This window comes from Streptomyces sp. NPDC014733 (assembly GCF_043083385.1).
Taxonomy (GTDB): Bacteria; Actinomycetota; Actinomycetes; order Streptomycetales; family Streptomycetaceae; genus Streptomyces.
On the sequence record NZ_JBIBYO010000018.1, the window covers coordinates 1 to 19939 of the forward strand.

The following is a 19939-nucleotide window of genomic DNA, read 5'->3' on the forward strand; positions in this document are numbered from 1 at the left end:
CACTGAACGAGCACTGAACGAGAACACCAGCGGGCTGGGAACACCGAATTCCTCTGGACGCCGGCATCAAACAGATCAGCCGCGGGATCGGTTGCGGTCGTGTCAGCGCACCTCATGGACCTCGCCCCGTGGTTGCATCGGCTGCAAAAGAGGACGCCGGCGAGGCCGGGAAGCCTGCCTGACGCCGGTGCCCGGCATCTGCCCCGTAGCCAACGGCTTCGGATCCGCCACTGGCGGATCCGAGGAGCGGGGCCCGCTCCGAGGCGGTGATGCGGATCCCGGAGCGCGGGCTGGTGGGTGCGAGCGTCGGAATTCACCGTTGCTCTTGGGCTGCGGTCGCCGACGGGATTTCGCACGTTGCGGGGTTCGCGTGCCTCGGTGCTTGGCTCTCCCGGTGTGATCAGTCGTGAACGGTGTGGCGGGGTCACCCGTAGATCTGGAGGTAAAGGCTCTGGATCTGCTCTGTGGTGGGGACGAGGGGGTTGTGGGCCGGGGAGCCGGAGGCGAGGGCCTGCTCAGCCATTAAAGGTGTCAGGCGATTCCAGGTGCCCTGGTCGATGCCGTAGGTGCGGGGCGTGGGGACCTCCAGGTCCCGGCACAGGCAGCGCAGTGCGTCGACGAGTTTGCCGGCCGCTGCCGTGCCGGTGTCCGTGGCGGTCGCCGCGCCCAGGGCGCGGGCGCAGTCGGCGTAGCGGGTAGGCGCCGCGTGTGCGGAAAAGGCGGTCACGGCGGGGAGGAGCATGGCGTTCGACAGACCGTGGGCGATGTGGAAGTGGGCGCCGATGGGGCGGCTCATGCCGTGGACGAGGGCCACGCTGGAGTTGGAGAAGGCGATACCGGCCTGGGTGGCGGCGAGCATCATCGCCTCGCGGGCAGGGATGTCCGTACCGTCGGTGTAGGCGCGGCGCAAGTGGTGACCGACGGTGGTGATCGCAGTGAGAGCGAAGCTGTCGGAGAAAGGATTGGCCTTGCGACTGACGTACGCCTCGACAGCGTGAGTGAGAGCGTCGAGGCCCGTATCGGCAGTCAGCCGGGGCGGCATCGATGTGGTCAGTTCGGCGTCGATGACCGCGGCGAGTGGGAGGAACGCGGGGCCCGGGCAGAGCATCTTCTCGTGTGTGGTGCTGTCGGTGATGACGGTGAACTGGGTGGCTTCCGATCCACTGCCGGCCGTGGTGGGGACGGCGATCACCGGGAGTGCGGGGCCGTAGTTGACGCGGGGGGCTTTGTAGTCGTACATGTGGCCGCCTTGGACAGCGAGAAGCGCGAGGGCTTTGGCGGTGTCCATCGGACTGCCGCCGCCGAAGCCGATCACCACGTCCGCCTTGTGGGCGCGCAGCGCTGTCAGGCCAGGTACCAGGGAGTCCGTCGTCGGATCGGGCACGGTGCCGGAGAACAATCGTGGGCGCAGCCCAGCGCTTCGCAGACCCGTCACCAGGCGTTCTGCCGCGCCTGATCCGACCAGGAACCTGTCTGTCACCAGGAGAGGGCGGCTCAGCCCCAGTCCGGTGAGGACATCGCCGAGTCCGTTGGCTGCGCCGCGGCCGACACGCATGATCCGCGGCAGGGACAGATGCGCAATCATGAAGGACCTCTCAGCTCACCGGGACGGGCGCTCCGCCCAGGACAGGGGCTCCGCCCAGGACGGGTGCTCCGCCCAGGACGGGCTCGCTCGCGCACAGCTCGTACTGCGGGGCGTGTGATTGCTTCCCGCCGGACTGCCAGGGTGATCGGCAGCCTGATGTCGATCTGGTCGGTCAGCCCTCGCCCAGCCCTGAACAAGCCGTCACCCCTGACCAGCCCTCCACCAGCGGACGCAGAAGGCAGCCGACGAGCACAGCTCCCGGCACAAGGGAGCCCAAGGCACCTGAACCCGCATCCGGAGCATTCACCACAAAAGAAACATAAACATGGCACAACCACCCGTGCAGGACACCTGACGCGGGGCGAAGAGGCCGAGCACAGCTGTCACGCCGGATGGAACAGACCCGGCCATTGCCCTCGATGTGGGAACTCCGGTGCCACGGCGGGGAGTTCATGGGAGGACGGAAGTGATCCACGAAAGCAAGGGACAGCAATGACGTACGAACCCAGCGGTCTCGCCACGGAGGCCGCGGATAAGATCTCGCGCCTTGCCGAGGATCTCACCAGCGGCCGCGGGGCCTTCAACGAGCCGAAGAACGCGGCCCGGGTCTACAAAGCTCTACAGCAGATAGCTGATCACATGCCGCTCATCCTCAGCCGTGCGACATCGACTCTTCAGGAAACGACCCGAGATCCGGACCACGCCGACAAGGCCGTGCAAAGCGCGGGCGTGGCCATCATCCACGCCACCACCGTCGCGACCCGTCTGAAGGAGGCGCAGGAGGCCGCGGAGAAGGCGCGGCGGCGCTGAGCCGACGGCCTTCGCCCTTGGGCGGCGCTCAGGGCATCTCACGATACGGCCCGGGGTGCCGCACCCCCCTGCCCTTCGTACTTCCGGGTGAAGGGTGCCAAGGAACGGGGCGCGTCCGGGCCGAAAGGCGGATCGGGCGCCGCATGTATGGACTGTGACTGATCCCGTAGACATGGCAATGGTCCTGCTGGGCGGCTTTCCGACGGTGTCCGCGGCGGACGGCGGGCCGGAACGTCGTACGACGTACGGGCGTGGTGACGGGCCCGGCGGCCCGGAACCGGACGGCCCCGGCCTCACCCTGCGGCCGGCCGCAGGGCCTCCCGGAACTCCCTGACCCGCGGGTTGCTCTGGTAGGGCGCGAGGTGGTGGGCGAGCCGGGGCAGGGTCCCGTGGGCGGAGCCCGCCGCCAGCTGGCGCTGGTGGCGCAGTGCCCGGAAGGCGTGGTCCGCCGCGCCGTCGATCTCGTCGACGGCGAGCAGGGTGTGCGCGATCCGGGCGTGCAGCAGGGCGCGGGCCTTGTGGTGGTCGGCGGGGCGGCAGGCCAGGGAGAGGTGCAGCTCGCGGAGGGCGGCGCGGTGGTCGCCCAGGCAGGAGAGGACTTCGGCGCGTTGGTAGCGCAGCGCGGTCTCGGGATAGCTGGTGAAGGGGCCTTCGGGGCCGGTGGCATGGGCGAGGCGTGTCTCGGCCGCCAGCAGATCGGCCCCGGCCCCGCGCCCCCGGCCCGCACCGGCGCCGACCGCCGCGCGCCCGGCGTGCAGATAGGCACGGACGGCGTCGGGCACCGCGCCGCCCGCGAGGTCGACGGCCGCGTCGCCGAGGGCGGCGGCCTCCTGGTGGTCGCCGCGTTGGTGTGCCTGCACGCTCAGGCAGCGCAGTACGACGGTGTACGAGGTGAGGTCGCCCGCGGTGCGGGCCAGCGCGAGGGCGACGTCGTAGTAGTGGCGGGCGAGGGCCGGGTGGCCGATCTCGCCGGTGCGTCCGGCGAGCAGCAGCGTGAGCTGGGCGGCGCCGGTGAACAGAGCGCGGCGGACCGCGGGATGGGCGGGCGCGGTCAGCAGCGGCACTGCCTCGGCGGCGAGGAAGGCGGCGAGCGCCGGTCTGCCGTGGGCGCCGCCATAACGCTCCCCCAGGAGGGCGGTGCGCAGCGCGACCGCCTCCAGGCGGGCCGGGGCGGCGGCGGGCACCCGGGGTGCGCGGGGGTCGGCCGGGGGGAGTTCGGGGCGGCGGCCGCCCCATCCGGTGTGGAGGCGCGGCGGATGCGCGAGCGCGGCGCCGGCGAGGGCGCCGCGCCGGACGGGGTCGGCGTCGGCGTGGCAGAGGGCGGCCAGGCGGCGGACCGGATCGCCGCCGCGCAGCGCGGCTCTCAGCACCGGGGCGACCCCCGCGGACGGCTCGGCGAACCCCGTGCCCTGGAGGGTGACCCGGCGGCCGAGGCGCTGCCCGAGAACCTGACCGACGAGGTGGGCGACCGGTGGGCGGGGGCGGGCGCCGTCGAGCCAGCGGGCCACCGAGGCGTGGTCGTAGCGCAGGCGCAGGCCCTGGGCGGCGCCGAGGGTGTTGACGGCGCGGGCAAGGTCGGTGGCGGACCAGTCGGCCTCGGTCAGCAGGGCCGCCAGCATGCGGTTGGGGTGGCGCGGGAGCGTCATGGCTGTCTTCCTCGCTCACTGGTCGGTCCGGACCGGAGGGCCACGGCGTACCCGGTGGCGCAGTGACGCGCCGCAGGGGCTCTCCCCGCTGTCCCGCCGCCCTGCGATCAGGTGTTCCGCCTCGGCTCACCTCATGGTTCCCGCGGTGGGCGGCCCTTGTCTACGGCGGAACGCGTCGTGAGGTACTCCGGCGGCCCGGGCGCGGGGGCTGCGCGCGGCGCCGAGAGCCTCTTCGGCGGGGAATTTCCGGCGCCGTCGGGATTTCGCGACGGCGCAACAGATGTTCTCCACCTCGTGGGCGGGATTCCGCACGTACGCCCGAGTCGTGCTCTTGGCGGGGGCGGGCGGCAGTGTATTCCGGCCCGAGTTGCTCCGGGGCGGGGCCGGGAATCGGCCAGACCGTTGTCACCGTCACGACCGGCTCTGTCACTGTCACGACCGGGCCTGTCACCGGCCCTGTCGTGCACGGGCCGTGCGCGGCGCCAGGGCAGCACACCTCGCCGGACCGGGCCCCTCCGGCCGGGCGGGCCGGAATGCGACAGCCGGGAAAGGGAATTCCAGCCTTTTGACGAAAACCTGTGCGCGGAGCGCCTTTTCCTCTTTCCTGAGGTCCTTGATCCCCGGACCACGCATTCTTGAGCCAGCATTTGCGCTCCCGTAGCGAACGCGGACATCTGGGCGTGCATCGATAGAAGTGCGTCCGCCGGAACAGGCGGCGACGGAAAGGGAATGTCCGCGATGCCAGAACACCTTCCCCACACCTCACTTCACGCGCCGCCCCCACCCCCGGGCGGCGCGCCACCGCGCCCCGCCGCGTCCGGCACCCTCACCGGAGTCCTGGCGGCCACCGTGCGCGCCCATCCCGCCGCCCCGGCGCTGGATGCCGGAGAACGGGTGCTCGACTACCGCACGCTCCTCGCCGACGTCACCTCGCTCGCCGAGAAGCTGTGGGCCACCGGCCTCGGCCCCGGCGACCGGGTCGGGGTGCGGGTGCCGTCCGGGACGGCCGATCTGTACGTGGCGATCCTGGCCGTGCTGCACTGCGGCGCCGCGTACGTCCCGGTGGACGCCGACGATCCGGACGAACGCGCCGAACTGATCTGGCGTGAGGGCCGGGTGGCCGCCGTGATCGGCGCCGGGCGGTCGGTCACGGTACGGCCCGGTGTGCCGCCGGTCGGCCGCCCCGGTCCCCCGGGGCCGGACGACGACGCGTGGATCATCTTCACGTCCGGTACCACGGGCCGCCCCAAGGGTGTGGCCGTCAGCCACCGCTCCGCGACGGCGTTCGTGGACGCGGAGGCCGCGTTGTTCCTCCAGGGGGCGCCGCTCGGTCCGGGTGACCGGGTGCTCGCCGGGCTGTCCGTCGCGTTCGACGCTTCCTGCGAGGAGATGTGGCTGGCCTGGCGACACGGCGCCTGTCTGGTGCCGGCGCCCCGCACCCTCGTCCGCTCCGGCGCCGACCTCGGCCCGTGGCTGAAGGAACGGGGCGTCACGGTCGTGTCGACGGTGCCGACGCTGGCCGATCTGTGGCCGGTCGAGACGCTCGACGCGGTGCGGCTGCTCGTCGTCGGCGGCGAGGCGTGCCCGTCCGGTCTGGTCGACCGGCTCGCCACGGGCCGCGAGATGTGGAACACGTACGGGCCGACGGAGACCACCGTCGTCGCCTGTGCGGCGCGGCTGCTGCCCGGGGAGCCGGTCCGCATCGGGCGGGCGCTGGACGGCTGGGAGCTGGCCGTGGTGGATGCCGGGGGGCGGCCCGTCGCGCCGGGCGGCACCGGGGAGCTGCTGATCGCGGGCGCCGGGACGGCCCGCTATCTGGATCCGGCCAAGGACGCGGAGAAGTTCGCCGCCCACCCCGCGCTGCCCGGGCGGCGCGTCTACCGCAGCGGTGATCTGGTGCGGGCCGATCCGGCGGGGCTGGTCTTCGTCGGGCGCGCCGACGACCAGGTCAAGGTGGCCGGCCGCCGGATCGAACTGGGGGAGGTCGACGCCGCGTTGCGGGCCGTGCCCGGGGTGCGGGCGGCCGCCGCGGCGGTGCGGACCACCGCGGCGGGCGATCAGCTGCTGGTCGGCTACCTGGTGGCCGATCCGGACTCTCCCGGGGGCGCCTGCGATCTGGCGGCGGCCCGGCAGCACCTCCTGGGGCTGCTGCCGCGGGCTCTCGTTCCGGTGCTGACCCTGGTCGAGCAGTTGCCGACCCGTACGTCGGGCAAGGTGGACCGGGCCGCGCTGCCCTGGCCGCTGCCGCAGCAGCGGACCGAGGAACTACCCGGCGAGGACGCCGGGTTGACGGGGACCGCGGGCTGGGCCGCCGGGTGCTGGCGTGAGCTGCTGGGCGTCCCGGTGGCCGCGGACGACGACTTCTTCGCTCTCGGCGGCACCAGTCTGAGCGCCGCCCGGCTGGTCTCCGCGCTCCGCGCACGCTGTCCGCAGGTCTCGGTCGCCGACCTCTACGCGCATCCGCGGCTCGACGCGCTCGCCGGCCATCTGGACCGGCTGATGAGCAGCGCCGCCGACGGCGCGGGGCCGGGCGAGGGCCGCGCAGTGCGGCCCGTCCCGCGCCGCGTCGGTGTCGTGCAGTCCCTCGTCCTGGTGGCGCTGTTCGCGGTTTCGGGGGTGCGGTGGGTGCTGCTGCTCGCCGCCGTCGACAACCTCATCGGGCCGCTCCGCTGGGCGCCGCACGCCTCCTGGTGGGCGATCGGCGGCTGGTGGCTCGGGCTGTGCAGCACGCCCGCCCGGGTGGTGATCGGTGCGGGCACGGCGCGGCTGCTCACCCGCGGACTGCGGGGCGGTGCCCATCCGCGGGGCGGGTCGGCGCATCTGCGGCTGTGGGCGGCCGAGCGCACCGTCGCCGCTTTCGGTGTCCCGGCGCTGACCGGCACCCCGTGGGCGGGCCGGTTCGCGCGGCTGCTGGGCTGCCGGGTGGGCCGGAACGTCGCCCTGCACACCCTGCCGCCGGTGACCGGGCTGGCCGCTTTCGGGGACGGGTGCGTCCTGGAGCCGGAGGTGGACGCGGCCGGGTGGTGGCTGAGCGGTGACACGCTCCATCTGGGGCCGGTGCGGGTCGGCGCCGGGGCGCGGGTCGCGGCCCGGGCGACGCTGATGCCGGGGGCGCACGTCGGCGCGGGCGCGGAGGTCGCGCCCGGGGCGTGCGTCATGGGGGCGGTGCCCGCGGGGCAGCGGTGGGCGGGCAGCCCCGCGCGCCGCGTCGCGGAGACGCCGGAGGCGGGGCGGCCCGCGCCGCGTACCGTCCGGTCCCGGCGCTGGTACGTGGCGTACGCCGCGGCGCTGCCCGGGCTCGCCGCGCTGCCGCTGTGTGCGGCGCTGCCCGGTCTGGCGGTGCTGTGGTGGCTGACGCACGACGCCGCGGACCTGTCCACCGTCGTCGACGATGTGGTGCTGTCCGCGGTGCCGCTGACTCTGCTGTCGCTGGTGTGCCATGCCGCGCTGCTGGCCCTCGTCGTCCGTTCGGCGGGGCGGGCGCTGCGGCCGGGGTACCACCCGGCGGACGGCGGCGTCGCCTGGTGCGCCTGGCTCACCACCCGGCTGATGGACCAGGCCAGGGGGGCCTTCTTCCCGCTGTACGCGAGCCTGTTGACGCCGGCGTGGCTGCGGTTGCTGGGGGCGCGGGTGGGGCGCCGGGCGGAGATCTCCACGGTGTTGGCGCTGCCGTCGCTCACCCGCGTCGGCGACGGCGCGTTCCTCGCCGACGACACGCTCGTCGCCCCGTTCGAACTGCGCGGCGGCTGGCTGCGGTTGGGGACGGCGGAGGTCTGCGACCGCGCGTTCGTCGGTAATTCCGGCATCGTCGGCCCGGGGCGGACCGTTCCCGACGACGCCCTCGTCGGGGTGCTCTCCGACGCGCCGGCGGAGCTCGGCGCGGGCGGTTCCTGGCTGGGCCGCCCCGGTACGGCGGTCGCCCGCACGGCCGACCGGCCCGACCCCCGGCGCACGTACGCCCCGCCGCGCCGCCTCGTCCTGGCGCGCGCCGCCGTCGAGCTGTGCCGTCTCGTCCCCGTGTGCTGCGCCGTGCTCCTCGCCGACGCCGGCTTCGCGGTCCTCCAGGAGACGGTGGACCTCGACGGGTGGGCGGTCGGTGCGGCCGTCGCCGGTCTGGTGCTGCTGCTGGCCGGAGTGGTGGCGTGTCTGCTGACGACGGCCGCGAAGTGGCTGCTGATGGGCCGTTTCCGGGCGGGTGAGCATCCGCTGTGGAGCTCGTTCGTGTGGCGCAACGAGCTGTACGACGCCTTCGTGGAGGAGCTGGCCATGCCGTGGCTGGGCGGCGCGCTGGTCGGTACCCCGCTGCTCAACGTCTGGCTGCGGTCCCTGGGGGCGCGCATCGGGCGCGGCGTCTGGTGCGAGAGCCACTGGCTGCCGGAGACCGATCTCGTACGGCTGGGCGACGGCGCGAGCGTCAACCGCGGCTGTGTGCTCCAGACGCATCTCTTCCACGACCGGCTGATGCGTGTCGACGAGGTCCGGCTCGGCGCGGGCGCGACCTTGGGCCCGCACTCCATCGTGCTGCCGGCGGCGACGGTCGGGGACGGCGCGGTGGTCGGTCCGGCGTCGCTGGTGATGCGCGGCGAACGGCTGCCCGCGGGGAGCCGCTGGTCGGGCAACCCCGTCGTGTCGTGGAGCCGGCCCCGGGCGGCGCAGCCCGAACCCGCGAGACCGTGACGCCCGCCCCGGGCGCGGCGTACAGGCGCCGCACCCGGGGCGGGACACCGCCCTTGACGCCCCCCTTGAGAGAGACCGCCAGACATGTGCAGTTGGACCCGCCGTACGTTCGTGACCGGCGCCCTGTCGACCGCCGCGCTCAGCCTCGCCGCGGACGGCGTCCCCACCAGCGGCACCGCCCGCCGGGGCGCCGGGCGGGGGCCGGGCGCGCCTGTGGCCGCCGGGTACTTCCCGGCCCACGGCGACCCCGGTTACGACGTGGCGCACTACGACATCCGGCTCGCCTACCGGCCGCGGGGCCGGGCCCTGGACGCCGTCACCCGCGTCACCGCCTCCCCGGCCGAGCCCCTGGAGCGCGTCGCCTTCGACCTCGCCTCCCGGCTGGACGTGACCGGCGTCGAGGTGAACGGCGCCCCCGCCCGCTTCCGGCACCGCCACGGCAAACTCCGCCTCTCCCCGGCGGCGCCCCTGCTGCCCGGCGAGCCGTTCACCGCGGCCGTCCGCTACCGGGGGCGGCCGGGGCCGGTGCGCAGTCCCTTCGGGGCGATCGGCTGGGACTACACGCAGGGTTCCGGCGTGATCGTGGCCAGCCAACCGCTGGGCGCCCCGTCGTGGTTCCCGTGCAACGACCGGCCCGACGACAAAGCCGCCTACCGCATCACCGCCACCGTCCCCGAGGGGCTGCACGTGGTGGCCAACGGCGTCCTCCAGGGCCACTCCCCCGGCCCCGGGCCCACCCGGACGTGGACGTACGACCATGCCCTCCCCATGGCCAGCTATCTGGCGCAGGTCCAGATCGGGCAGTTCGCGTTCAGCCGGCAGCACGGCGGCCCGGTGCCGCTGCGCAACGCCTGTCCCCCGCATCTCACCGAGCACTTCGCCCATGACTTCGGCCGCCAGCCGCAGATGATGACGCTCTTCAGCCGGCTGTTCGGCCCGTATCCGTTCGAGGTCTACGGGTCGGTCGTCGTCGACGCGGAGCTGGACGAGCCGGTGGAGAACCAGACGTACGCGCTGTTCGGCACCAACCACCTCGACGGGCGGCGCACCAGCGAGCACCTGGTGGCGCACGAGTTGGTGCACCACTGGTTCGGCAACAGCGTCAGTCTCACCGACTGGCGGCACATCTGGCTCAACGAGGGGTTCGCCACCTACGGCGAGTGGCTCTGGTCGGAACACTCCGGCGGGCCGGGCGCCCGTGAGCTGGCCGCGTCGAACTGGTCCGATCTGGCCGATGACGCCCAGCGGATGCGGATCGGCGCGCCCGGTCCGTCACACCTCTTCGACGACCGCGTCTACTCCCGCGGCGCCTGCACCCTCCAGGCCCTGCGCACCACCCTGGGCGATGCCACGTTCTTCGCCCTCCTGCGGAACTGGGCCCTGCGCTACCGCCACGGCAGTGCGGGCACCGAGGATTTCATCGCCCTCGCCGAACACCACAGCCGCCGCCCGCTGCGTTCCCTGCTCCACGCCTGGCTCTACGACCGCCGTCTGCCTCCGCTGCCTCCGGAACGCGTCTAGGAGAAGGCGGGACACCCCGCTCCGTCCTCCTGTGTGACCTCTGTTCGCCCCGGCCGAAATCCGTGACGCGGACAGCCAGGACATACGAGGATGGCCGTATGTCGCACACCCACGCATCCGACACCTCCCTGCCCCGTCAGGTCGCCGACGCCTACGTCGACGCCCTCGTCGCACTGGACCCCGTCACCGGCACCTACCTCGGCGACGCCGCCTCCTCCGGCCGGCTGCCCGATCTGTCCCCCACCGGGCAGGAGGCCCTGGCCCAGCTCGCCCGCACCACACTGGAGCGCCTCACGGTCGCCGAGGCGCTGCCGGGGGCGGCGCACGCGGTCGAGCAGCGCTGTGCGCGGCTGCTGCGCGAGCGGCTGGAGGCGGAACTCGCGGTGCACGAGGCGGGCGAGGGTCTGCGGGCGGTCAGCAATCTGGGCTCGCCGCTGCACCACGTCCGCGAGATCTTCACCCTCACACCGGCCGGGACGGACGAGGAGTGGGCGGCCATCGCCCGGCGGTTGCGCGCCGTCCCGGACGCGCTGGAGGGGTACCGCGCCGCCCTCGACGCGGGGCTGCGCCGCGAGCTGCCGGCCGGCCCGCTGCAGGTCGCCACGGTCGTGGAGCAGTTGGACGAGTGGATCGGCGCGGGTGCCCGCAGCTGGTTCGCCGAGTTCGTCGCGGCGGGGCCGCAGGTGCTGCGCACCGAGCTGGAGGAGGCGGCGGCCGTGGCGACGGGGGCGCTGGCGGAGTTGCGCCAGTGGCTGCACACCACCTACGCCCCGGCTGTCGCCGACGTCCCGGACGTGGTGGGCCGGGAGCGTTACGCGCGGCTGGCGCGGTACTACACCGGTATGGACCTCGATCTCGACGAGGCGTACGCCTACGGCTGGTCGGAGTTCCACCGGCTGCTGGCGGAGATGCGCACCGAGGCGGAGAAGGTGCTGCCCGGTGCCGCCACCCCGTGGGAGGCGCTGGCCTGGCTGGACGGCAACGGCACACACATCGAGGGCGTCGAGGAGACCCGGCGCTGGCTCCAGGAGCTGATGGACGAGACCGTCGCCGAGCTGGACGGCACGCATTTCGCGCTGTCCGAGCAGGTGCGGCGGGTCGAGTCGCGGATCGCGCCGCCCGGCAGCGCCGCCGCGCCGTACTACACCCAGCCGTCGCTGGACTTCAGCCGCCCCGGCCGCACCTGGCTGCCCACGATGGGCGAGACCCGTTTCCCGGTGTACGACCTGGTGACCACCTGGTATCACGAGGGCGTGCCGGGCCACCATCTGCAGCTGGCGCAGTGGGTACAGGTCGCGGACGATCTCTCCCGCTACCAGACCACCTGCGGCATGGTCAGCGCCAACGCCGAGGGCTGGGCGCTGTACGCGGAGCGGCTGATGGACGAGTTGGGCTTCCTGACCGACCCGGAGCGGCGACTGGGCTACCTGGACGCGCAGATGATGCGGGCGATCCGCGTGATCATCGACATCGGTATGCATCTGGAGCTGGAGATCCCGGCCGATTCGCCGTTCCACCCCGGGGAGCGGTGGACCCCGCAGCTGGCGCACGCCTTCCTGGCGGCCCACTGCAGCCGCCCGGCCGATTTCGTGGAGAGCGAGATCATCCGCTATCAGGGCATCCCCGGGCAGGCGATCGGCTACAAGCTGGGCGAACGGATCTGGCTGCAGGGCCGCGAGGCCGCCCGCGCCCGGCACGGCGCCGCCTTCGACCTGAAGGCGTGGCACATGGCCGCCCTGTCGCAGGGTTCGCTGGGCCTGGACGATCTGCTCGCGGAACTCTCCGCGCTCTGAGGACGTCCGGCCGGGACCCGAGCCCCCGCGCCCGCGTTCCGGCCGGACGCCTCGGCGGGAAGCACCTCCGCGGTGCCGCCCGTCAGCACCCCGGACCGTCCGCCCGGGGCGCCACCGCGACCACGTGGTAGACGCGGTCCCCCACGGCGACCTCCCCCAGGGACGTCATGCCGAAGCCGTCGACGTGGACGCGCCAGGACGGCCGGTTGGCGGCTTCGATGAAGGCGACGAGCGCGTCCGCGCGGCCGGCGGCGGTGCGGCACGCCATGGTGAACAACCGCCGGGCGACGCCTCGCCCCCGGTGGGCGGTGTCCACGACCAGCGGTCCGTACAGCAGCCAGCGGACCGCGCGCAGCGGGCGTCCCTGCCAGCGGAGGGTGTCCTGCGCGGCGAGCAGCGCCCGGACCGGGGGCGGCGGGGCGGGCAGGCTTTCGGGGGCGGAGAGGGCGAGGAGCCCGGCGATCCGTCCGTCGTCGTCCGCGAGGAGGAGTCCGTCGCGCGCGGCCATCGCCCGCAATGCGCCCTCGTCCAGGCTGCCTTGGACGAATCCCTGGTCGGCGCGTTGTTCCGGGGTGAGGGCGTCGTGGTGGTTGGCGGCGAAGAGCGCGGCCATGGCGGGCGCGTCGGCCTCGGTGGCATAGCGGTACTGCATACGCCGATGCTGCCACGGACGGGGCACGGCCACGGCCGGCGCCCGGCGGGACCGGGGCCCCGGGTGCTCCGGGACGGCGTCGCGCACGCTCGTCCCGGGCACGCGCGGCAGGCAACCTTTCGGATGTCAACGGTGTTGTGAAGGAGAGAAGTTGGCGGGAAAGGGCGCGAAGCGGGCGCCTGCGGAGCAGGAAGGCGGTATCCGGTGCGCGAGAACGACCCGATCAAGGACAGGTCCAGGCCAGCCCACTAAGCTGACACCGTGTCGAGAAGCGAGTTGGAACGGCTGGCCCGGATCCGGATGCAGGTGACGAAGGAATCGCTCGAAGCTGCGATGGCGGCTCTTCAAGGGCATCCGGTGGACCCCGAACCCGATTCCGGCGACGAAAGGCGGCGCACCCCCGAGCCCGAGACCCACGAAGGGCCCGACGACGAGACTCCACCGCCGCCGCGGCTGCGTCTCCTGCGCTGACCAGGATTTTCACCGTCCACGGCGGATGCGCCGCCCTGAAAAACATTGGTGAAAGATTCACCCGTGGTTGATGGAGAGCGAGAAGCGGATCGCATTCTGTGGAGAGCCACGATCCACCGGACCGTCTGTTCCTCCTGGGGTACCACCATCATGCGCACCGCACGTCGCACCCGCTCCGCTCTCGGACTCGCCTCCGTCGCGGACCTCTGCTTGACCGCCTGTGACGGAGGTGCGGACGGGGCGAAGGCGTCCGACGCCGCGAGCAGCTCCGCCCCACGGTCCGAGGGCGGCACGGCGAAGGGCGTCGACAGCTCCCCGGGCCGGCCGGCGGAGCGCGAGGAGGCCCAGGCGTCCTCGGCCGCTCCGGCCAGGGATGCGAAGAGCGACGCCGGTTCGGCCGACGACGCCTGTGAGCCGGGCACCACCAAGCTCGCTCTGAAGGAGGCGGGCGGGACGCCGTCAGCGGTGCTGCTGACGGCCACCGACAACGGCTCCACGCCGTGCTCGATGTACCACGCGCCATTCGTCGCGGACCCGGTCGCCGGTCACCACCTCACCGCCGATCCGGACACCACGCCGCAGGCCGTGGTGGTGCTGGCGCCGGGCAGGACGGCCTACGCGGCGATCACCCTGGCGCGGCAGGAGTCGACGCAGAACCACCGCACCAGGACCCTGAACGTCACGCTCGCCGGCAAGGACGGCACCGGCACGGACGGCCACGTCGCGGTCTCCTCCCCCGGCCCGGCCGGTCTGCAGATCAACCCGAGCACCCGGGTCACGTACTGGCAGTCCACCGAGGAAGGCGCCCTCCGCTGAGGGCTGTTGCTCCCTCGTCTCGGCCCCGGTCGGCACCCCGCCGTCCGGCGCTGAGGCGGACGGCCCGGGCGGGTCCGCCGGAAACCCCGTGGCCGGCCCGGCGCCCGGGAAGTAGGGGTTCCCGGTGGGGCGAAGCGGGTGCGCGGCCGGGGGCTTGTCGTGCACCATGGCCGACCAGGCACTTCTGGCGTTTTCTTGACGCCGGGGCCGTGATCGTTCTTGACTGCCACGGTCATCCCCGCCACGGGGCACCTCTCATCGAAGGTCGTGAACATGCTGGCTGACGCCCCCTCCGCCACCGAAGTGGTCGGGCAGTTCCTGCTCGGTGACTCGTTCGCCTGCCTGGCCGGCCGTTCGGCCTGGCGGCAGGGCGGGATCACCCATCGCCATTACACCTGGCTCGGTGACGAAGGGGCGGCGCGGCAGCTGGCGGAGGATCTCGAGGCGTATGTGGCGGCCGTGGACTGGACGGCCAAGCCCTTCACCAGCTTCGTCGCGACGTTCTCCGGGCCGCTGGAGGTGCCGGAGACCGAGTTCGAGCGGCTGATGTGGCAGCAGCTGCAGGGCGTGCACGACCACGACAGCCTGACGCACGGCTGGGCCGAGGGGTACGACCACGATCCGCAGTCGGGGGCGTTCGCCTTCAGCGTCGCCGGTCACCCGTTCTTCGTGATCGGGCTGCACGAGACGCATGTCCGGGTCGGCCGTCGCCCCCCGTTCCCGATGCTGGCGTTCAACTCCCACGCACAGTTCGACCGGATAAAGGCGGCCGGCCTCTGGGACCGCCTCCAGGAGAAGATCCGCAAGCAGGACATCGACCTGCAGGGCGACATCAACCCCAACCTGCTGGAGTACGAGAAGCTGTCGGAGGCCCGGCGCTACTCGGGCCGCCCGAAGCCGGCGGACTGGGTGTGCCCGTTCTCCGCCCAGGTGAGCAGCTGACCTGGGCGGGAAGGCACGGGCCCGGTGGGGGACGCTCGCCGGGCCGTCGTCTTGTGCAGGCATCGTCGTCTGCTCCCCGGCAACCCGGTTGTCCACAAGGGGAGATGAGCCGCTGCGCCCCCTGTTATCGTGCGCCGATGTCATCGATCAAGCAGGTCCAGATCACCTTCGACTGCGCGGACCCCGAGCGCGTCGCCCGCTTCTGGTGCGAGGTACTGGGGTACGTCGTTCCGCCGCCGCCGAAGGGGTTCGCCTCCTGGGGCGAATTCGACCGCTCGCTGCCGCCCGAGCGCCAGGGTTCGGCGTTCGCCTGCGAGGATCCCTCCGGTGCGGGCCCGCGGCTGTTCTTCCAGCGCGTCCCCGAGAGCAAGGTCGTCAAGAACCGGGTCCACCTCTGCGTACGCGCCGGCACCGGGCTCGTGGGGGCGGAGCGCCTCGCCGCGCTCGAAGCCGAGCGCGCACGGCTGACCGAACTCGGCGCGGTCTGCGTGAACGTGCTGGTCGCCGATGAGTACAACGAGTCGTGCATCGTGATGCAGGACATCGAGGGCAACGAGTTCTGCCTGGACTGAGCGCCCTCCGCGGCGGAGGGACGGAAGCCGGCCGCCTCGGGTATCGGCCCGCGGCGGTCCCGTAGGGGCGGCGAGCACGCCCGGCTGCCGTTGACCGGGACCGACAAGGTCCATCGGATGCTGGAGAGCCGTGCACAGCTGGGCCGCATCCTGGTCGTCCCGTAGGCGTCCGGACCGGTCCGGACGCGGGGACGGTCCGCCGGCGATCTCCGCGCCGAGCGGGTCCGCCCCGGATGCGGGGCGGGCCCCTACGGCGCCCCTCCGCGCCGGATCGCAAGGGCCGCCGCGTCGTCGGCGAGCCGGCCGCTGGTGTACGCCAGCAGATCCGCGTGGAGCAGCTTCAGGACGTCGCGCGGACCGTTTCCGCTCCACGCGGCGGCGCGTTCGGTCAGGGGGTAGAAGGTGCCCTCGGCGTTGCGGGCCTCGGTGACGCCGTCCGTGAAGAGCAGCAGCAGGTCGCCCGGCGCGAAGGGGAAGGTGTCGACCCGGAACGACGCGGGTCCGCCGAGCCCGCCGAGGCCGATCGGCAGGGCGACGTGCCGGGCGTCGAGGGTGTGCGCCTCTCCGTCGCGCAGCAGCAGCGGCGGCGGGTGGCCGCAGGTGATGGTGTGGACCTGTGGGGTGCGGTCGGGGATGTCGAGCAGGGTGGCGGTGGCGAAGACCTCCTCCTCGTCCGGGGCGTCGCTCCCCCACTGCGCGGTGTCCCAGCGGACCGCGCCGTCGAGATGCGTCGCGAGGGCGGGCAACGACGCCTTACGGTGCGCGGCTGCCCGGAAGGCCCCCAGAAGCAGCGCGGCGTGCCCGTATGCGGGCAGCCCCTTCCCGCGGACGTCGCCGATGAGCAGCCGGGTGGAGTCGTCCGTACGGGCGGCGGCGTACAGGTCGCCGCCCATCTCCGCCTCCTCCTCGGCGGCGAGGTAGAGGGCCGCGATCTCCAGGGGTCCGCTGCGGGCGGGCGGCGGGCGCAGCAGGACCCGCTGGGCAACCGCCGCCACCGAGCGGGTGGTGGCCAGCCGCCGTTCGATACGGTCGCGGACCACGGTGAAGATCACCACCAGGGTGCCGACGATGATCAGCGCGGCGATCTGCACCTGGTGGTTGCGGGAGGTCGCATCGCCGCTGATGATGCCGATGACGACCTGGGCGACGACGGCGAGCACCGCGATCACCCCCGTGACCAGCGGCCCGGCGAACGCCGCGGTGAACGTGGGGGCGGCCACCAGCAGCGGTCCGAGGTGCACCTCGGGCGGGAAGAGGCTGTCGACCACGCAGATGGCGCAGATGAGCGCGAGCGGGATCAGCACGAGATACCGGGTGAGGCCCCGGCGGTCCCGCAGCACGCGCAGCTCACGAAAGGCCATGTGTCATGCTCGCACCGCTGCGCCCGATACGCCCGGTGGCCCGCGCGGGGCCGGGGCCCGCGCCGCGCCTGTTCCCCCGAGTGCGCGCAGGGCGCCGCCTGTGGTGACGCCGTGCGACGGGCTGTGGCGCGTTCGGAACGCCCCACGCTCCGGGCGAACGGCGGGCCCTCCCGGCCGCCTCCGGGTGCGGAGCACGAGGACGGCGCGCCTCCCTCGGGGCGGGGCCGGTCCGGCGCCGGCGCGCCACGGTGCCCTCCGGAGCACCGCGACGGGGCCGGGCCTGATCCGCGTGGCCGGGACCGAGCACCGGACGGGGGCACCGAGCCGGGGCATCTCTCCCGAAACACCCCTGTCGGCGCAGTTCATCCCCTGGCGCCATGACCGGACTCTCCACGTAAACCCCTCCTCAACTCCCTTTCCGCACAAGTCATCCCGCCCTTCGACCACTCTTCCGGGCGGTGGAAATCAGACCGGGGCGTTGGTTTTATGGGGCCATGAGCCGCCCCCACCCGCATCTTCCCCCCACCTTCGCGCGCCGCTCCGCGGGCGCGACGTCCGGTCCGGCCCGTCATTCCCGGGCCCTGGGCGGTGCCCGATGAGCCGGCAGCTCCGGTCCGCGCAGACCCGGCTGGCGTTGATCCGTTCCGCCGCCCGGACCTTCGACGAGCACGGCTACCCGCGGGCGAAGCTCAGCGCGATCAGTGCGGGGGCCGGGGTGAGCACCGGCGCGCTGCATTTCCATTTCGACACCAAGGCGGCGGTCGCCGCGGCCGTCGAGGAGGAGGCCGCGCGTACGCTGCACGAGGCCGCCCGTACCGTGCGCCACCTCACCCCGGATCCGCTCCAGGCGCTCGTCGACACCACGCACGTCCTGGCCCGGCAGCTGGCCACCGACGTCGTCGCGCGCGCCGGATACCGCCTCAACTGCCAGTCCGCACACCGTTCCGGACCCGATCTCCGGACCCGCTGGCATGTGTGCGTATGCGAACTCCTCGACCGGGCCGGGGAGCAGAACCTGCTGGTACCGGGCCTGGCGGCCGAGGAGTCGGCGGCCGCGCTGGTGGGGGCGACAACCGGCTTCGAGGTGCTGGCGCGGGAGGACGCGACCTGGCTCGCCCCGTCCGCGGTGACGGGTCTGTGGCGGTCGTTCCTGCCGATACTCGCGGGCCCCGGGGCGCCGCAGACCCCGGCGCCGTCCGGCCCGCGAACGGCGCCGCGGGAACGGCAGCGGGACGCTTCGGCGTTGGTGCGGTAAGCCGGGCGGGCCGCTCTCCCCCGCGGTGGGGGTTTCAGGCGTCTGCGGCGGAGGCGTCCGCGCCGAGGGCCTTCCGGTGGGCGCGCCACATCCGGGCCCCGCGGTCGGCGGCGGTATCCAGCCGGCCGAGCACCCCGGGGACGGCCATGCCCGGCAGGACGTGGTCGTAGAGTGCCGCGATCTTCTCTTCGAGGCGGCCGCCGGCGATGGCGGAGTTCACCACCTCGACGCCGGTCCAGGCGCCGACGAAGAGCGCCGCGGTCTCCTGCGGGTCGATGTGCGGCAGGAGTTCGCCTTGGGCCTTGGCCTGGTGCAGCATCGCGGCGAGGTAGTCGATCCAGCCGGGCCAGGAGGTGCCGAGGAGCGCGCGGGCGTGCTGGTCGGCGGAGAGCGTGATGGAGGCGCGCAGCAGCGGTTCCCGGGGCAGGCGGTGGGCCAGGACCATGCCGACGTCGACCCACTCCTGCAGCTTGGACTCCTGCGGCAGGACGCCCTCGGTGGTCAGCGCCTCGCCGAGTACGCCCCGGGCGAGGTCTTCCTTCGAGGTGAAGTGGAAGTACAGGGCGCCCTTGGTCACGCCCGCCCGGCCGAGGATCTCCGCGATGGTCGCGGCGTCGTAGCCGCGTTCGTCGAAGACCTCACCGGCCGCCTCCAGAATCGTGCGCCGGGTCTGGATCGCCCGTGCCTGCCGCGCCATCAGGAGACCTCATTCGTCAGTCGCCGCCGGTGCCTCCGGTTCCGAACGCACCGTGTCCGGTGGGCTCGAACACCGGATCGTCATTATCTTCAGCGACGCATTGCAAAGAAAACCGGGCAGTACGTATCTTAGCATTTGCCGGAACCGCCGGTTCAGTACCAGACCACCGCACCAGGGGAGTCGAGTGCCCAATGTTGCTCATACCGAGCCACTCCGGCCGGCCTGAACTGCCGCACAGCTCACGTCAGCCCGATGCGCCGGAGCGGGCAACCTCCGCGGTGCGCAAGGAATTCCTCCATCTCAGCTTCGACGACTCCGTGTTCCTGACGGGGTGCGAGCGGCGCGGAGAGCTGGAATTCGCCCTCACGGCACGCTGGCCCGGCTTCACCGGGGCCGGGGACGGCGGGGTACAGCACGAATCCCTGGTGGTGGCGCAGACCATCCGGCAGGCCGGACTGCTGATCGCCCATACGGAGTTCGGCGCGCCGCTGAACCACGCGGTGCTGCTGCGGACCTTCGACTTCCTCCTGGAGCCGTCCTTCCAGCCCCCCGAGGGCGAACCGGTCGATCTCGTCCTGCACGTGTCCGGTACAAATCAGCAGCGGCGCGGGGCCCGGCTGACGGGGCTGCGTCTGGAGATGGAGCTGACCACCCCGGAAGGTGCGCGGATCGGCAGCGGGGCGACGGACTTCGAGTGGATCGCACCGGCGGTCTACCGGCGGTTGCGCGGTACGCACGTCGACGCCGTCCGGGACCAGCCGTACCTGCCCGAGCCGGTGGCGCCCGAGCGGGTGGGGCGTCACGACCCGGCGGAGGTGGCGCTGTCGCCGACCGAGCAGGCCCGGCGCTGGCAGCTGCGGTGCGACTTCTCCAACCGGCTGCTGTACGACCACCCGGTCGACCACACTCCGGGGCTGGTACTGATCGAAGCCGCCCACCAGGCGGCCCGGTTGACGGCACCGGCCTCGTTCGTGCCCCGGACGGTCACGACGGCGTTCGACCAGTACGTCGAGTTCGACGCGCCTTGCTGGATCGAGGCGGAGACCTTCGGCGACGCGGCCGACGGGGACGGTTTCCGGGTCGTGGTGCGCGGCTACCAGGACGACCGGCAGGTCTTCCGCAGCACCCTCGGATAGCGGTG

General features: G+C 73.1%; 15 protein-coding genes. 10 read left to right on the plus strand and 5 right to left on the minus strand.

Annotated features, from left to right (window positions below; all coding sequences use genetic code 11):
* Positions 1-424 precede the first annotated feature (424 nt).
* On the minus strand, positions 425-1585 hold the full coding sequence (locus ACF1BH_RS28210) for an iron-containing alcohol dehydrogenase (protein WP_391646954.1): 1161 nt from the start codon (positions 1583-1585) through the stop codon (positions 425-427).
* Positions 1586-2077: 492 nt separating this feature from the next.
* Here ACF1BH_RS28210 and ACF1BH_RS28215 point away from each other — a divergent pair, with 492 nt between their 5' ends.
* Positions 2078-2395 carry a hypothetical protein gene (locus tag ACF1BH_RS28215; protein WP_391646956.1) on the plus strand — a complete coding sequence of 106 codons (318 nt, stop codon included), beginning with the start codon at positions 2078-2080 and terminating at the stop codon, positions 2393-2395.
* Between the two features lie 293 nt (positions 2396-2688).
* On the opposite strand, the gene ACF1BH_RS28220 is transcribed toward ACF1BH_RS28215, so the two are convergent.
* Positions 2689-4041, minus strand: a complete 1353-nt coding sequence (locus ACF1BH_RS28220; RefSeq protein ID WP_391646958.1) for a hypothetical protein — start codon at positions 4039-4041, stop codon at positions 2689-2691.
* 738 nt (positions 4042-4779) lie between these two features.
* Here ACF1BH_RS28220 and ACF1BH_RS28225 point away from each other — a divergent pair.
* From ACF1BH_RS28225 to ACF1BH_RS28235, 3 genes are all read left to right on the plus strand, one after another.
* Complete coding sequence (locus ACF1BH_RS28225) at positions 4780-8718, plus strand: Pls/PosA family non-ribosomal peptide synthetase (protein WP_391646960.1); 3939 nt, start codon at positions 4780-4782, stop codon at positions 8716-8718.
* A gap of 84 nt (positions 8719-8802) precedes the next feature.
* On the plus strand, positions 8803-10239 hold the full coding sequence (locus ACF1BH_RS28230) for a M1 family metallopeptidase (protein ID WP_391646962.1): 1437 nt from the start codon (positions 8803-8805) through the stop codon (positions 10237-10239).
* Between the two features lie 98 nt (positions 10240-10337).
* Positions 10338-12032, plus strand: coding sequence for a DUF885 domain-containing protein (locus ACF1BH_RS28235; protein WP_391646964.1), 1695 nt, complete (start codon positions 10338-10340; stop codon positions 12030-12032).
* Positions 12033-12114: 82 nt separating this feature from the next.
* On the opposite strand, the gene ACF1BH_RS28240 is transcribed toward ACF1BH_RS28235, so the two are convergent.
* Positions 12115-12684, minus strand: a complete 570-nt coding sequence (locus tag ACF1BH_RS28240; protein ID WP_391646966.1) for a GNAT family N-acetyltransferase — start codon at positions 12682-12684, stop codon at positions 12115-12117.
* 261 nt (positions 12685-12945) lie between these two features.
* Here ACF1BH_RS28240 and ACF1BH_RS28245 point away from each other — a divergent pair, with 261 nt between their 5' ends.
* The 4 genes from ACF1BH_RS28245 to ACF1BH_RS28260 all read left to right on the plus strand — a co-directional run bounded on the left by ACF1BH_RS28245 (position 12946) and on the right by ACF1BH_RS28260 (position 15485).
* Positions 12946-13155, plus strand: a complete 210-nt coding sequence (locus tag ACF1BH_RS28245; protein WP_391646968.1) for a hypothetical protein — start codon at positions 12946-12948, stop codon at positions 13153-13155.
* A 150-nt stretch (positions 13156-13305) separates the two neighbouring features.
* Positions 13306-13971 carry a DUF4232 domain-containing protein gene (locus ACF1BH_RS28250; protein ID WP_391646970.1) on the plus strand — a complete coding sequence of 222 codons (666 nt, stop codon included), beginning with the start codon at positions 13306-13308 and terminating at the stop codon, positions 13969-13971.
* Between the two features lie 273 nt (positions 13972-14244).
* A complete protein-coding gene (gntA, locus tag ACF1BH_RS28255) occupies positions 14245-14913 on the plus strand; it encodes a guanitoxin biosynthesis heme-dependent pre-guanitoxin N-hydroxylase GntA (protein WP_391646972.1) in 669 nt (222 codons plus the stop codon).
* Positions 14914-15050: 137 nt separating this feature from the next.
* The gene (locus ACF1BH_RS28260) at positions 15051-15485 is read left to right on the plus strand and encodes a VOC family protein (protein ID WP_391646974.1); all 435 of its coding nucleotides are present in this window, start codon (positions 15051-15053) and stop codon (positions 15483-15485) included.
* Positions 15486-15733: 248 nt separating this feature from the next.
* Here the strand turns inward: ACF1BH_RS28260 and ACF1BH_RS28265 are convergent, their stop codons facing one another.
* Complete coding sequence (locus ACF1BH_RS28265; RefSeq protein ID WP_391646976.1) at positions 15734-16846, minus strand: PP2C family protein-serine/threonine phosphatase; 1113 nt, start codon at positions 16844-16846, stop codon at positions 15734-15736.
* Positions 16847-17441: 595 nt separating this feature from the next.
* Between ACF1BH_RS28265 and ACF1BH_RS28270 the strand changes: the two genes are divergently transcribed.
* Positions 17442-18101 (plus strand): ScbR family autoregulator-binding transcription factor, encoded by a 660-nt coding sequence (locus ACF1BH_RS28270; RefSeq protein ID WP_391646978.1) that lies wholly within the window; start codon positions 17442-17444, stop codon positions 18099-18101.
* 34 nt (positions 18102-18135) lie between these two features.
* On the opposite strand, the gene ACF1BH_RS28275 is transcribed toward ACF1BH_RS28270, so the two are convergent.
* On the minus strand, positions 18136-18798 hold the full coding sequence (locus ACF1BH_RS28275) for a ScbR family autoregulator-binding transcription factor (RefSeq protein ID WP_391646980.1): 663 nt from the start codon (positions 18796-18798) through the stop codon (positions 18136-18138).
* Positions 18799-18989: 191 nt separating this feature from the next.
* Between ACF1BH_RS28275 and ACF1BH_RS28280 the strand changes: the two genes are divergently transcribed.
* Positions 18990-19934, plus strand: a complete 945-nt coding sequence (locus ACF1BH_RS28280) for a ScbA/BarX family gamma-butyrolactone biosynthesis protein (protein ID WP_391646982.1) — start codon at positions 18990-18992, stop codon at positions 19932-19934.
* Positions 19935-19939 lie beyond the last annotated feature (5 nt).